The sequence below is a fragment of the Nonomuraea sp. B1E8 genome, assembly GCF_039871515.1.
Taxonomy (GTDB): Bacteria; Actinomycetota; Actinomycetes; order Streptosporangiales; family Streptosporangiaceae; genus Nonomuraea.
In genome coordinates this window covers 13,822-28,120 of sequence record NZ_JBDPLS010000027.1, presented here as the reverse complement: position 1 = coordinate 28,120, position 14,299 = coordinate 13,822, and the positions used below count along the sequence as shown (strand labels likewise).

At 62.7% G+C, this 14,299-nt stretch carries 12 protein-coding genes and 1 pseudogene; 7 read left to right on the top strand and 6 right to left on the bottom strand.

Annotated features, from left to right (window positions below; translation table 11 throughout):
- Positions 1–78 precede the first annotated feature (78 nt).
- Entirely contained in the window at positions 79–279 is a 201-nt protein-coding gene (locus tag ABGA98_RS44605; RefSeq protein ID WP_347624553.1) for a hypothetical protein, read from the bottom strand.
- Between the two features lie 68 nt (positions 280–347).
- Here ABGA98_RS44605 and ABGA98_RS44600 point away from each other — a divergent pair, with 68 nt between their 5' ends.
- Entirely contained in the window at positions 348–998 is a 651-nt protein-coding gene (locus ABGA98_RS44600; RefSeq protein WP_347624552.1) for a DUF6650 family protein, read from the top strand.
- Between the two features lie 270 nt (positions 999–1,268).
- Here ABGA98_RS44600 and ABGA98_RS44595 read toward each other — a convergent pair whose 3' ends face one another.
- The 3 genes from ABGA98_RS44595 to ABGA98_RS44585 are packed head-to-tail and all read right to left on the bottom strand — an operon-like array spanning position 1,269 to position 5,867.
- Entirely contained in the window at positions 1,269–1,859 is a 591-nt protein-coding gene (locus tag ABGA98_RS44595; protein ID WP_347624551.1) for a hypothetical protein, read from the bottom strand.
- 2 nt (positions 1,860–1,861) lie between these two features.
- On the bottom strand, positions 1,862–3,523 hold the full coding sequence (locus ABGA98_RS44590) for a DEAD/DEAH box helicase family protein (RefSeq protein ID WP_347624550.1): 1,662 nt from the start codon (positions 3,521–3,523) through the stop codon (positions 1,862–1,864).
- 7 nt (positions 3,524–3,530) lie between these two features.
- A complete protein-coding gene (locus tag ABGA98_RS44585) occupies positions 3,531–5,867 on the bottom strand; it encodes an ATP-binding protein (protein WP_347624549.1) in 2,337 nt (778 codons plus the stop codon).
- Between the two features lie 153 nt (positions 5,868–6,020).
- On the opposite strand from ABGA98_RS44585, the gene ABGA98_RS44580 reads away from it, so the two are divergent.
- The 3 genes from ABGA98_RS44580 (at position 6,021) to ABGA98_RS44570 (ending at position 9,095) form a co-directional block, all read left to right on the top strand.
- Entirely contained in the window at positions 6,021–6,908 is an 888-nt protein-coding gene (locus tag ABGA98_RS44580; protein ID WP_347624548.1) for an Eco29kI family restriction endonuclease, read from the top strand.
- Between the two features lie 88 nt (positions 6,909–6,996).
- A complete protein-coding gene (locus tag ABGA98_RS44575) occupies positions 6,997–8,298 on the top strand; it encodes a DNA cytosine methyltransferase (RefSeq protein WP_347624547.1) in 1,302 nt (433 codons plus the stop codon).
- The gene (locus ABGA98_RS44570) at positions 8,295–9,095 is read left to right on the top strand and encodes a very short patch repair endonuclease (protein ID WP_347624546.1); all 801 of its coding nucleotides are present in this window, start codon (positions 8,295–8,297) and stop codon (positions 9,093–9,095) included. The genes ABGA98_RS44575 and ABGA98_RS44570 overlap by 4 nt, the downstream gene beginning before the upstream one ends.
- Positions 9,096–9,394: 299 nt before the next feature.
- On the opposite strand, the gene ABGA98_RS44565 is transcribed toward ABGA98_RS44570, so the two are convergent.
- Entirely contained in the window at positions 9,395–9,778 is a 384-nt protein-coding gene (locus tag ABGA98_RS44565; RefSeq protein WP_347624545.1) for a hypothetical protein, read from the bottom strand.
- Positions 9,779–10,009: 231 nt separating this feature from the next.
- Here ABGA98_RS44565 and ABGA98_RS44560 point away from each other — a divergent pair, with 231 nt between their 5' ends.
- From ABGA98_RS44560 to ABGA98_RS44550, 3 genes are read left to right on the top strand one after another with little or no spacing between them, the layout of a single operon-like run.
- Complete coding sequence (locus tag ABGA98_RS44560; RefSeq protein ID WP_347624544.1) at positions 10,010–11,107, top strand: ABC-three component system protein; 1,098 nt, start codon at positions 10,010–10,012, stop codon at positions 11,105–11,107.
- Complete coding sequence (locus ABGA98_RS44555) at positions 11,104–11,550, top strand: ABC-three component system middle component 2 (RefSeq protein WP_347624543.1); 447 nt, start codon at positions 11,104–11,106, stop codon at positions 11,548–11,550. The genes ABGA98_RS44560 and ABGA98_RS44555 overlap by 4 nt, the downstream gene beginning before the upstream one ends.
- Positions 11,543–13,399, top strand: a complete 1,857-nt coding sequence (locus ABGA98_RS44550) for a hypothetical protein (RefSeq protein ID WP_347624542.1) — start codon at positions 11,543–11,545, stop codon at positions 13,397–13,399. The genes ABGA98_RS44555 and ABGA98_RS44550 overlap by 8 nt, the downstream gene beginning before the upstream one ends.
- Positions 13,400–13,669: 270 nt before the next feature.
- Here the strand turns inward: ABGA98_RS44550 and ABGA98_RS44545 are convergent.
- Positions 13,670–13,868 (bottom strand): annotated as a pseudogene (locus tag ABGA98_RS44545) (transposase); the annotation flags it as partial.
- Positions 13,869–14,299: the final 431 nt, after the last annotated feature.

Sequence of the window (14,299 nt, the reverse complement as noted above, 5' to 3'; positions counted from 1 at the left end):
CACCTTCACCTCACGTCCGTCGTCCAGGAGCGCACCGACGACGATGTCCATCTGCCATAACTCCATCGGCGCCTCCCGCTACCAGCGCCGATAGACCCGCTTGCGCCGCCCCGCACCAAGGTCGATCAGCCCGTGACGCACCAGAGCCGGATACACCCCCATCCACGACGGCGGCGGATCCATACTCCACCGCCTCGCCTCCTGCCCCAGCCGGACCGGCCCCCACCGCGGATGCCGTAGCCACAGCTCGCACAGCAGCACCTCCGCCTCAGCCGCCATCTGCGACGGAGACGAATGCAGCCGCCGCGAGCGATCCACCAGCCTCGACTCCCGATAACGCGAGACCGATGTCCGGCGGATCGCGCCTTCCGAAACTCGGGCGCCTGCTTGAGGCTCTAATCACCGTGACGGTCGACACAGCGGGATATTACGATCAGGTCATGGGTCGGATTCCATACGAGCTGACGGGCGTGAGCACGTCTGTCTTCGGTCTTCAATGGCAGAAGAAGAGCACGGATTCTAAGATCGCCCGCGAGGTGATCGTATTCCTTGAGGATCGACGACTACTCTTCGGTGATCGGCATGTGGAGGATGAGCGACACTGCGTAGAGTCCGCCTTCCAGATTCGGGCATTTCTGACCGAACAACTCAGACGCCATGACGTGGGCAAGGAACTCCAGCTTTCCCTGAAGGCAATGAGAGCTGCGTGCCGTCGCTTCATAGAGGTTGCTGGCCCGGATGGTGGCAGCTTTGGGTATGGGATGGGATCCATCGGGGCCAACCGCTTCGGCCTAGCGCTCGGCGATCTACGATCTCAGGTGGGCTTCTACGTGGCCGCCATCGCCACTCAGTACAAGATTGAGGTAGACGAAGATCTGTCTACCATCCTTCCGCCCCCTCCCATGGACGACGACGAGCAGGTGGGAGGAGATATCTCATGGTTCCCCGGCTTCGGTGGACAACGGTCATCCGAGGAAGGTCCGGAAGCGGACCCCTGATTCGAGGGTTGTAGCTACTCCTACAACAGGCGCCTGGCCAGCGAGTGTGTTTGCCGTAGGCGCGCAGTGTCGCTCGATGTTGTACGCACTCAGGCGCATGGCGGCGGCTTCCTCGTGCGCTGCGCTGTGCAACATGCGTGCGATGATCTCGCCTTCCAGAGAGCTCGGAAACAGCAACGTTGCAGCTTCGGAGCCGTCGAGTGCAGTAATGGTCACGAGCTGTATAACCGTCGGCTTCGCCTACGCAAGTTCGAGCCTTGAAGTCCGGTGTCAGACCCGCTGGAGGCGGCGGTGGATGTGGGTGAGATCGAGGCCGCAGTGCTCGGCGATCGCGGCCTGAGTCGCCCTCTCATTCGCTGACACGGTGATTCCGTCTTGTTCCGTCACGATGACCAGCGGTCTTTCGGACATGACGATCGCCTTGTTCAGTGCCGCCCAGATGAGGTCCCTGAAGGTGTTAGGGCGGCCCCAGCAGACGTAGCGTATCGATTCCCCTCTCGCCGCGAGACAGTGCATGGGCTTGTCATCCACGCTGTTCGGGACAATGGTCCACTCGGTACCGAGGGCCTGCCTGATCAGGACAGCAGGAGCGGGGAACCGACTACGTGCGTACTTGGCGGTGCTGCCGAAGCCCTCCTGCGCTCGGGCATACTCCTTCATCGGGGTGTCCTTGATCCACGTGCTCATGCGGTGGTCGTCGAAGAACTCGCGCAGGACTCCGCCGACGCGAGGGTCCTCAATCCATTCCTGATACTGGCGCTTCTTCTTGCTCGCCGGGAGGAGTTCCCAGTTCAGCTCGTCCGCCTGGCGGTAGAGCTCAGTGATGACTTGCTCACGAATCGCTTCTGGTATCTCGGACACAGCTACCAACCCGGGGGGACGGACGGATCAGGAAATTGGAGACGAGCGTCATCGTATGCGGTCTCCAAGGACGCGGCGTCCTTGATCCATTCGTTCATGAGCGAGTCGACCCGCTGATCGGAGAACTCAATCGAGGAGCGGGCGAAGTCCGCGAGCACCTCGATGTCATCGGCTTCGAGCTCGCGGCGGAGGTTGAGCGCGGCGGCGATTCGGCGCAGGTCGCTGACAAAGTCCAGCACCACCACGCGTTCCTTGCCCTCCCTCAGCCGAAGTCCTCGTCCGAGCTGCTGGACGAAGATGCGCCGGCTGTGTGTAACGCGAGCGAAGCAGAGGATATTGACGTCGGGAACATCCACGCCCTCGTTGAGGATGTCGACCGAGGTGAGGATGGGTACTTGACCTGAACGGAAGGCCAGCAGGCGGGTCTGGCGTTCGCGCTTGGGCAGCCCAGCATGGATGGCCAGTACATTCGGCCAGGGGGCGTTCCGGCGTAGCAGGTCGGCTAGACGCTCGGCGTGTTCGATGGTCCGGCAGAAGACGAGCGCGCGAGGCCGGGGAACGCTGCCCCATACCGACGCCAGCTCGTCACGGATCGCCTCGTCGCGCTGGGGCAAGAAGAGCTTGGCGTTGAGATCTCCGATGCTGTACGCGTTGCGGCTGGCCTCGCGGACGACATCCCAGTCGATGTTGTCGACGAAGAGGCGGTAATCCACCTGGGCCAGGTGGCCCTGACGCATGCCTTCCTCGATGCCGAGAGTAAAAGAGGCCTCCCCGAAGCGGTGGGTGATGTCGTATTCGTCTCCGCGCCAAGGAGTCGCGGTGACGCCGAGTTGACGGGAGTCGGCGAGGCTGTCCAGCAGCTCACTGTACTGGCCGTTTTCGCCGACATGGTGGCACTCGTCCACCACGACGAGTCCTGGGCGGTACCCACGCCGTACCGCGTAGAGCGCACTGGCCAGCGTCGCGCAGGTCACCCCTGACAGGTCATCTGAACGCTCGTCGCCGGTGAGCAATCTCGTCTTCACGCTCTTGGGCAAGTGTCTCCAAAGCGCTCGTTCTAGCTGGTCCACTAGGTCCTTGGTATGGGCGACGACGAGTACTTGGTCACCGGGAAAGCTTTGGAGGTGCTGGTTGATGATCTCTCCGCTGACTACGGTCTTGCCCATGCCGGTGGCGAGTATGAGCAGGGCGCGGCCTATCTCGTCGAGTGACCGGTTCAGCGCATGACAGGCGTCGGCTTGGTACGGCCGAAGACGGATTTCACTGAAGCGGTCCGGAGCCTTGTCGAAGGCCTGATGCAGGGTGAGCCCGGGCCAGAGGTTGATCCGTGGCGCGAGGAGGGCGAGCTGATCGACCCGACGGATGGCGTCAGCGCTGATTCGGGTGTTGGTGACGACCGCAGCCTTTGTCGCGCGGTAGGCGTCGCGGGCGCGTGCAACCTCGTCGATGGCGCTCGCCCCGACAGCGCCATTCTTCTTCCACTTGCACTGGAGGACCCAGTCTTGGGCGCCTCGTCTGCCAAGAAGGTCGCCGCCTTCGTCTCCGGAGCCGTCGATGTTCGCGACGTCGGCGAAGCCGAGGTGCCACATCAGGCGTTCGATCTGTCTCGGGAATTGGTTGGGCCCGAGCTCCAGCAGGAACGGCGGGTCAAGGAAGCCTGTCATCGCAGCCCTACTCCGCATCCCCGAGGTCGGCTTCGACCAGCAGGCAACTGAGCCGTACCCGCTGGAGCTCGATGGTGCCGAGTCGTGGCTGGCGTTCCATGAGTGCCAGGTCGCTCACGTAGCCAACCAACCGCGAGACGATGAGTGAGCGCGACGTATCGTCGGTCAGGTTGACGTACGGGCGCTTGAACACCTTGCCGTCCAGGAATGCTTCAGGGCGCTTTTCCAGAAGGCGGACCAGCGCGCTGGCGGGCAGATAGAGGACAAAGTCGCCGGACTCGACGACGGTCTCCCAGGCGGTATCGCCCGCCTCGATCGCGAAGCGCTGCTGCGTCAGCGTCCGCTCCGATTCCTGAAGCATGTCCCAGTACGCCGAAGGCGCTCCCTTAATCTCTCGTTGCATGGCGTCACGCAAGCGGTCGAGGAGCCTGCCGGCTCGGCTGGCGAGAATGTCCGGAGTGACCTTCTGATCGACTGCCCGGCTCTTAATCTCGAAGAGCGCAGAGGAGAGCGGCTTGGGATCCCGGCCAACGGGCGCGCCTCGAACTCGCATGTACTCCGCGACCTCGATCATGGCGATGTCTCGCATCTCGATGCCGTAATCCGTGAGCAGCGGATGGTTCGCCGCGATGAAGATCTCCAGTTTGGGGGCACGTGCCATCTGCCGGAAGGCGGGAACCGGGTTCCCGGCCGGGTCGGTGAGTTCACGCTCGCGCACAGCCCACGCGGTCAGCTCGACATATCCGAGCTCAGGGGCCTCGTACCGACCCGACAGGTCAACAATTCGCGCAGCGTTGCTCCGGTATCGCTCCAATCGCTGATCAAGGGTTTCCACGGAATCCGCTGGCGTAGGCGCGGAATCAGACGGAGGTGTGATGGATCCATCCGGGGTGGATCCGCTCTGGTCGTCGGGGTCAACCGTGATCGGGTCGTCGAGTCCCATCTCGCCAAAGGGGTCTTCCGGGTCGCCAGCGGGCTCGGGCACAACAGGGTGATCGTGCTGGTAGGCGGCGTCATACCAGATTTGGTCCGTCAGGTAGTCCGGGTAGCCGTCGCGGAACTTCTTCGCCCACTCGATGGCCTTATCGAACAGTGCCTGCCGGCCATCGCCGGGGACCAGGTAGTTCAGGCCGGGGTCCTCGCGCCGATATCCGGTGTAGAGCTTGGCGAGCGGACTTTCGTTTTGGGAAAGCTTCAACCGTTTGGCGATCTTTTCGCGGAGTGGGCTGTCCCCGCGTATCGCGCGAACGATCATGCGCCACTCGGGGCTGTCGTACTCGAACGCGTTCTTCTGATAGTTGACCTGCACGTGGTCGCAGTGGATCTCCCCGATGAACCGCCCACGACCGCGCTGGGAGTCGATCGGGTACTCCAGCTCCTCTTCGAGAGTGTCAGGATCCTCCCAGAAGAAGGGGCGCTTACTCCGGATGAGGATCTTCCGTCCGTTGCGGAGGAAATCGATCCCGTAGTCGCTCTTGTGGAGATAGCGTTGCACGCCGATCCAACCCCAGATCCGCCGTTCGCGGAGTTCGAGGCGGGTGCTCTGACAGTCGTCACACTCGTCGACCCAGTCCTTGTTCCATCTCCCGCAGTCCATGCAGGCCTTGGCCGGCGTCAGTGACCGATCAATCGTGATGACCGCAGGGATATCGACGCCGCTTCTGGTGACCTTCCGGGACTCGTTCCAGACGCAGGGGACGCGTGGGGCTACCTTCTTCCCATTGACGGTGATGATGAAGCCGTGCTCCCGGAGAAGGTAGCTGTAGACGTCGCCAAGCTGATCCCGAATCTTGGTCTCCTGCTTCGACAGCGTCTGCCACTGATCTGTCTTGAGCCTGCTAATGATGATCTGCGTGCCGTGCTCGCTGATGTCGTCTTTCGGCTCATGCCGTACGGGAACCTGATAGTCGTCGCCGCTGGCCAGCTGGTCCAGGTCCAGGGTGATGACTGTCCACGACGGATCACCCGCGCGTGTGGTCTTGATGGTCGTCAGCCGCCCAAGGCGGGCGGTCGCGATGTTGAAGCCCATGCCGTACAGGCCGAGGGAGCCGTAGCGGCTATTGCTCGTCCACCCCGCGCGCACGGCGTTGGTGAGCGTTCCGAGGTCCATGCCACGTCCGTTGTCACGGATCCAGACTTCGGCAGTGCGCACGTCGCTGGTCCGTCCGGGCAGTGACACCGTGACGGTCGGGCGCTCGCTGACGTAGGCATCTGGGCCCTGAGCGAGGAAGTCGTCAAAGGAGTTGTCGATCAACTCGGCCAGGCATTGCCATTGGGAGAACTCGATGTCCCCCAGGACGGACAGGATCCTGCCGTGTGGCCGCACGTTGACCTGGAGCGACACTTCGGTCTCCTTCGCATCGAGAAGGTCCTGCGAATCTCGTGGACACATGACGCTGGAGCGCCCCATGTCACGATCCAAGGCTAATCGCGAAGCCTGACAAAAGTTGCCGATCAGGGGTCTCTGTAACTCTGGAGATCCCGCTAACCTCTCGGCATGCCCCTTCCCCCACCGGCTTCGATGACCGGGCGCCCGAAGTTCGACCCGCTAAGCCTCGACCAGCTGAGCCGGAACCTGCGCGAGGCGCTGGACGGCCAGCGCCAGGAGCCATTGGAGTCTTTACGAGAGTTCCCTGGCGCGGGGCTGTACGCCTTGTACTACACCGGGGATCACCCGCTCTACGCCGAGCTCAAAGGTAAGGACATCCCGCTCTACGTCGGCAAAGCGGAAGCCGGCAATAGCAGTTATGGCGATCCACCTGACGAGACCAAGTCGGCGCTCTTCGACCGAGTTGTCGGCAAGCACCGGCTCAGCATCGCCGAAGCATCTGAGAACCTGTCGCCAGCCGACTTCGACGTCCGCCTCCTGCCCCTCGACGACGTTTGGATCGTGCTCGGGGAACGGGCACTGCTCAGAGCCTACGCGCCGGTCCTATGGAACACTCTGATGCCCGGATTCGGCGCCAACGCGGCTGGCTCAGCGCGCAACAACGCGCGATCCATCTGGGACTCGATCCACCCAGGTCGTCCGCGTGCACAGGCGCTCTTGTGCAACAGGCGGTTCACCCGCACCGAAATGGAAACCCGCATTCAGGCCGGCATCTCCGTTGTTCTGTTGGACGAGAGTGACCCCGCGCGAGAATCCGAGCTACGGCGGTTGCGCCGTATGCGAGCGAACATGATCTGGTCGCCCGCGAGGAAGGGTGCGTCTGACAGCCGCCTTCGAGTCTACCGGGTTGAGGCCTTCCTCGAAGAGAACGCGGCGTTCGGCCGGCGGGTCGATCCAGATCAATGGGTTGCGGCGGCGGACCTGTCCGACGCTCAACCTGACCCGGAAGAGGTCGCGGAGGCTAACACTCTGGCTGCCGAGACGGATGCCACTTGACGTCTGGACAGACAAGTAGATCTTCGAAGTATCGAATCGATGTTCCGAATCCGCTTGAAGATCGCTAACTCCGCGGTACACTTCGAAAATGCTTGAGCAGCCAGAAGCCCCAGATCGCACCGGCGTCGAGTTGTTCGCCGGCGGTGGCGGCCTAGCGATGGCTGTACGTCGCGCGGGGTTCCGGCCGCTGCTGTTCAACGAGTTCGCCAAACGAGCATGCGAGACGCTCGCGCTCAACGGAGAGAAGCCGATCCCCGTGGACATCGACGAGGAGGAGGCGAAGGGCGAAAGTGACTACCTGTGGCTCCCCGGCCCGAACGAGCGTCCGCCACTCGCCGTTGGCGACATCCAGAAGGTCGACTTCTCCTATTTGGACGGCAAGGTAGACGTTCTGGCTGGTGGGCCGCCATGTCAACCATTCAGCCTCGGTGGTGTGGCCAAAGGCGACGAGGACAAGCGGAACATGTTTCCACAGATGTTCCGCGCCATCCGGGAGATGAAGCCTAAGGCTGTGATCTGCGAGAACGTCCGAGGGCTCCTACGGCCTTCGTTCAAACCGTACTTCGACTACATCTTGAGAGAGCTAGAGCTTCCGTTCGAGGAGCGGAGGGACGACGTCCTATGGCAGGATCACGACGCGGTCCTGCGCCACGAACTCGCCGCGGGGAAGACCAGTCCGTCCCAGCGCTACCGAGTGGTCGTGACCCAGGTCAACGCGGCGGACTATGGTGTACCTCAGATTCGCCATCGGATCATAATCGTGGCGTTCCGCGCTGACTTGGATGTCGACCTGGACGCGTTCAAAGAGCGAGTGCGCCCAACCCACTCAGAGCTCGCTCTCCACCAATCTATGCGTGATGGAACGTACTGGGAGCGGCACAACGTCCCGGACGACATCCGCGGACGGGTCATGGCCCGCGTCCCCAACAGCATCCCTCTTACCGACGGACTCCAGCCGTGGCGGACGCTACGCGATGCCATCCAGGGCGTCGACGAGAACGAAGGGAAGCCGCTCCCCCCTATACCGATCGAGTACCTTGACCGGGAGGAGCGGAACCTGGGCAACGTTACCGATCACATCGGCTGGCCCGGCGCCCGCATCTATCCAGGCCACACCCCTAACGAACTAGACCGTCCCGCCAAAACGGTCAAGGCTGGCGTCCACGGGGTTCCTGGAGGGGAGTCGGTGATGCTCCTTGATGACGGCAGTCACCGTTATATGTCCGTACGGGAGACCGCGCGAGTCATGACTTTCCCCGACGATTGGAAGCTGGAAGGACCTCGCGGGGAGCAGATGCGGCAGTTGGGCAATGCCGTACCAGTCCGCCTTGGCGAGGTCTTCGCCAAGGCGGTGGCTGAGACATTGCGTGAAGCCGGGGAACGTGAATGACTTCTAACGAGGGGCGTTGGAAGGACAAGCCGCCTCCATCACGTGCGTGGAAGGGCCGCGCCCGGACCCGCCAGGGACGTGCGGCTGAGCAAGACCGCGCCGCTGGAGGCCGCAGTCTCCGGTACATCGACCTTGGTGACGGGCGGCACGCGTGCGCGTCCATCGAATTGAAGGTCTACACCAAGACCAGGCGTATCCGCGCATATCTCCGCTGGTCAGACAAGGGCAAGTCCCCCGCCGTCTACGTGGGCGAAGTCGATCGCGATACCCGGGCAGAGAACCTGGCGGCGGCTTGGGAAGCGGCGAAGTCCAGGGGGCTCCTCGTCCCAGCTCCAACGTCAGCCGCCGAAAGCTCCTGGGCTTCAACTCCAGCCGTGCGAGAGGTGATGCGCGCCAATCGGAATCGGGACACAGGGCCCGAGCTCCGCCTCCGCACCGCTGTGCATGCACTCGGCTTGCGTTACCGCGTCTCGCGCCGCCCCCTGCCCGAGTTGCGACGCACCGCCGATCTGGTATTCACGAAGGCTAAAGTCGCTGTCTTTGTCGACGGGTGCTACTGGCACGGCTGCCCAGAGCCAGCGCACTTCCGCCCGTCTCAGAGGAACTCCGAATTCTGGCGCGATAAGATCGCCACGAACCAGGAGCGCGACCAGGAGACTGGCCGTCTGCTACGAGAGGCGGGCTGGGTAGTCATCCGGGTTTGGGAGCACGAGAACATGGCCGTCGCCGCTGCGCGGATCGCTGATATCGTACGCGGTCGCGGGCAGGACAGGCCGATCACTTCAAACGCCGGCTAGATGTCCCGCCGTTCGGCCGCGCAAAACTCCACCAGCTCCTGCGGATCGTCCACCACCGGCACTGAACGATGGGCAGGGTCATGGAAAGCGGCGCCAGCACCGCCAGCGATACGCACCGAGATGCGCCAACTGCGCGTTCAGGATGGCAGGTCGCCGAAGGTTCTAGGGACGTCCGGGCGTGGAGATGCGCGGCCGCCGCGCGGCGGCGACAAACGCAAGCCGCTGATGCGGCTCTCTGAAGTTCGCACGTGTGTCATCACCTCGATCCTCCCGTGCGCGCTGAGGCGGTTTCTCAGTGTTTATAGGTCCTCGACTCGCTGACCTTCGCCGACGCCGATGTTGGCGACGCCGGGGACGGTCGAGCGCTCGGAGGTGAGCAGGATCGTGTTGCGAGTGGTCACGAGCTCGGCAGGAATGTCCTTGTCGGCCACGATCCGCTGGATCCGGTCCTTGTATGCCTCGGCGAGGGTGGCCAACCGGGTGTAGATGCGGCGGCCGAGTTCGCAGTCCCGGTCGATCGTGCCGATCGCTTTATCCGGCGTCCGGCACCCGCTACGACCACCCAGGCCTGGCGGACCTACGCCGACCGCGACCGGGTCTCGCCCGTGGATCAACTCATCTTCGACCACCTGAACCATCCTGAGGCAAATCGCCTTGAAGGCGCTGTCGCGGTCATCGGGCACGATCTCCTGGGAACGGAGCCCGCAGCCGGTTCACCAGGATGCACATAACCGACGAAGAGGTGCCGTCCATAACGATCACATCGTCACAGGTGCGATCCACGATGTTTCCGTCGTACCGGTGATTCATCATTAAGGCACGATCGACGAGCGGCGGGCCCAGGCGTGGGTCGGCGGAGCGGCGGTAGTCCCGCCAGTCGCGCCTGCCGGTCGTTTGTTGAGCAGGAGGTGGGGGTGTCGGATCCGCAGGAGGCGCAGTCGGCGGGCGCAGGGCCGTCGCCGCTGACAGTGCTGCCCCATACGCTGCGTATGGCAGCGATGCCACCACCGAAGAAGATCGTCCCCTTCTACGACCCGGACGAGTTCGAAGAGTTCGTGAAGGAGTGGGTTCCGGCTCTCGAGACGCGGTACACCCTTGTCGAGCGGCATGGTGGCTCGGGGGACCATGGTATCGACGTGGCCGGCTACCTGTCGCAGCAGAGGCTGGAGGCTGAGTGGCACAACTATCAGTGCAAGAGATATAGCTCTGCTCTCGGCTGGTCCACCGCTGTCGTCGAGATGCGCAAGATGTTCGTGTCCGCGTGGGCCGGCCACTTCACTGTCCCGACGCGGTACATCTTCGTAGCCCCCGTAATCTCACGGGCTCTATCACGCGATCTCGCGAAGCCGTCCGGCAGCAGGGCGAAGTTCCTGGCCGAGTTCGACAAGGCCAAGGATAAGTGCGTGATGGATCTAACCCCAGTACAGCGCCAAGAGGTCAAGGACTTGGCTGCAGCCACCGACTTCTCGATGTTCGAATGCGTCGACCTCGACGAGATGCTTGAACTTCACAGCACCACCCACCACTGGGCCGCGCGCTTCCCGCATGCCCAACTCAGCCGCGGTCCCGAGAAGATGGTTCCGCCCGAGCAGCACAGCGAGTTCGAGAGCCGCTACGTCCAGCATCTCCTCGATGTCTACCGCGAGCGGTATCCCGACACGATCAGCAACCTAGAGCATGTGTCAGGCGTCGCGGAAGCGGACGCACACCTGAAGCGACAGCGTGTGGCCTTTTACGCTGCGGAAGCACTGCGCCTGTTCGCTCGTGACGCCACCACACCGGAATACTTCGAACAGGTGATGGAGGACGTGTACGACATCGTCGTGGAAGTGGCGGACTGTAGCTATCCGGACGGCTGGGAGCGCCACGGCGCTGTCATGAACGCTGCTGGCAGCGTGCAGTTGACTCCAACGATTCTGACGCCGTTCGTGCAACCGAGCACCCGCAAAGGGATATGTCATCACTTGGCAAACAAGGATCGCCTGGTCTGGTGCCGGAAGGGAGAGAAGTGAATCCACTCAACAGCCCGCTCGAGGTTGGAGTACGTGCGCTTGTCCTCTTAGCTGAAAGTCACCCCGAGCCGCTAGACCTCGGCCAGTTGGTCGTACTGGATCATGTTCTGCTCCACAGCGGCGAATTCGACGGTCCACCCAGTCTTCATCCCGACTTGCCCGCGCGAGCAGGAGAGCTGGGGATGAAACGCGCTGTCCTGGAGCAAGCGCTCCTGGTCTTAATCAGGGCCGGTCTAGCAGGCGTGGTGGATCGGCAGGAGGGACTGATGTACGCGGCCACCGACCAGGGCCCAGCCTTCGTCGACGTCCTCGAAGCCCCCTACGCCGGCTTCCTACGAGAGCGAGCCGAGTGGGTCGTCCACCATTACTTCCCCGGCGTGGACACTCGAGTTGCCATCCGGGAAATCGTGAACCGTGCTACCGCTGAGACCGGCCATGAGTAACCTCCGCCTGACTCACCTGACCTACGCCGGGGTCAACAAGCCGACCGCGAGCGTAGAGTTCGACCCGGCCCTAACCGTCATCTACGGAGCCTCAGACACCGGCAAGTCATTCATCGCCGAGTCCATTCAGTACATGCTCGGTGGCAGCAACCTGGAGTTGGTAGCCGAGGCTGAAGGCTACAGCCAAATCCTGCTGGGACTGCGCATGCCCGACGGCAGCCCACTGACTCTGCTCCGGGTTCCCCACAACAAAACCATCCAGATCCACCGCGAAGACTTCAGACAACTGGTGACGCGGCCCGCCGACACACAGGTCACAGCGGCACACACTACTCGCAGCAAAAGCAGCCTTTCCCTATTTCTCCTCACCGAACTTGGTCTGGCCGAACGGAAGATCCGCAAGAACGACGCTGGTGGCACCCGCGATCTGACCCTGAGTGATCTCGTGCACCTGTCCGTCATCCCTGAAACACGAATGGTTGACCCGCGGCCCCCGGTACTGCACTCAAGCGCCGCCAGCGGGAAGACAGCAGCAGCCTCGGTCGTCAGGCTCCTGCTTACCGGGGAAGGCGACCCTGAGATTGAGACGGGACCGAACGCGGGAGAACGCCGCGTCAACAAGGGGAAGATCGGCCTGCTCGATCAGATCATCGTTGACCTGCAGGGCAAACTGACCACGAGCGAGAATGTCACGGAGCTGCGTGCTCGTCAGGCTCGTCTTCAAGCTTCCATCGACGAGCATTCCAACACTTTGCGTACGATCAGCGATCGCCATCTCAACGCCCTTAACGCCCGTGTGCGTGCCGCCGAGAGTCTGGCAAAGGTGGAATCACGCCTCACGGAGGTCGGTGACCTCGTGTCCAGATTCTCCCTGCTGGAGGCCCAGTATCGATCAGACCTTGCCCGCTTGGAAATGGTGACCGAAGCGGGCAGCATCCTCGGTTTCTTCCGGGTGGGCACCTGCGTGTTCTGCGGCGCGGAGCCCGAGCATCAGAACCCGGGTCACGGAGAGCACGAAACTACCCAGCTGCACATTGCGGTACAGAACGAGACAGCGAAGACCAACGCCTTGCTCACCGACTTGCTCCCCACGATCCAGGACTTGCGCACGCAGTTCGACGACCTCAGCGTCCGGCGGGCATCTCTCATCGAAGAGACCGCTCAGATCGATGAGGAAATCACGGGCGCCGAGGAACTCATTACGCCTATACGCGAGCAACTGCAGGAGATCTTGCAGGCCCGTTCGTCCGTCGAGCGGGCCCTGGAACTCCACGAACGCATCGACGAGTTGGAGGAGCGACGGTCGCGGCTGGTGGGGGAGGGAGCCGTGCCCGCTACTCGACCTGCCGAATACGTCCCCACCCGGATTCTCTCCGTGTTCGACGAGACGCTCCGCCGCACGCTGGAGGCCTGGCAGGTACCCGCTGTGGATTTCGCGGAGTACGACCAGTACACCATGGACATTCGTGCGGGACATCGACACCGGGCCAATCGCGGTAAGGGTGTCCGCTCAGTCCTGCATTCAGCATTTACGACTGCACTGGCCAAGTATTGCCTCAACAATTCCACGCCTCATCTGGGCTTTGTCGTTCTTGACTCTCCAGTTGTCACCTACCGAGATCCCATCACCGAATCGGCCGACGATGACATCAACCTGACCTCAACCGTGGTCGACCACTTCTACCGAGACATGCTGAGCTTCCCCGGTCAGTCAATCGTCATCGAGAATGGAGACCCGCCGGCCGACGTGATCTCCAGGGCACGCACCTACCGGTTCTCCGGGGAAGGATCAAGTAGGCCCGGATTCTTCCCAACTCGCATGTCAGCCGTCGGCACATCAGAGGCATAGCACGGCGAGGCATCGCACGGCACCGCGACGCTGGCCTCGCACACGGACCAAGACGGTGCAGGCGATGCTGGCGCGCACCAGCATCGTGCTGACTGCCGACGTTACGTCTCGGTGCTGCTGCCGAATGTGACCCACAAAGCCGCCTGGGAAACGGCCCGGCCGGTGCTGAATGCCGCGTCAACGCTGGAGCGGCAGCTCAGCGTCTGACTCAGCTTTGCCTCGCCTGCTGCCACCGGGCCTGTCCAGTAGACGGTGTAACTCAACGTGACACGGGTCCAGGCTCATGATTGCCATGTAGACGCATTTGCGCGCAGCTTGGCTCGTTGGGGAAGTGCCTGCGGGCCTTGACCGCCCGCCGGATGCGGGCGTTCACCGACTCGATCGCGTTGGTCGAGCAGATCACCCGGCGGATCTCGGTGGCGAAGCTGAGGAAGGGCACGAGCTCGGCCCAGCCGTCCTCCCATAGCTTCGTTGCCGATTGTTTGTAGTTGCCTTGATGGCTTGCGCTCCGGGTCTGACAATGGCGACCGCGTTACAGGCTTACTCCGCGAGTGGAACCGGGGATATGAGCGGGATGATCTTGCGCACCTCACACGCTGCGAATGATCTTTATCCGGCTCAAGCCATTCAAGCAGACGGATTAGCCCCCACTCTCCTAAGGGCGGCGTTGGATTGCTGAGGCCATGACGATCGCGTACTTCGGTCCCCCAGTTCGGGTTGGGGCGATCGATGCCGCGGCCCCCTTCTACGTCGGCCCCATCACTGGATGATCACGGTTGAGGAGACCAGTAGCTCTCACTGGGAGCGACGTCCCCACGTACCGGCACGTCTGCGCCCCAACCTCACAGGCGGCTTGACCCATGTGTGTCAACCGCTGTTACCAGCACATATGGCCAGCGC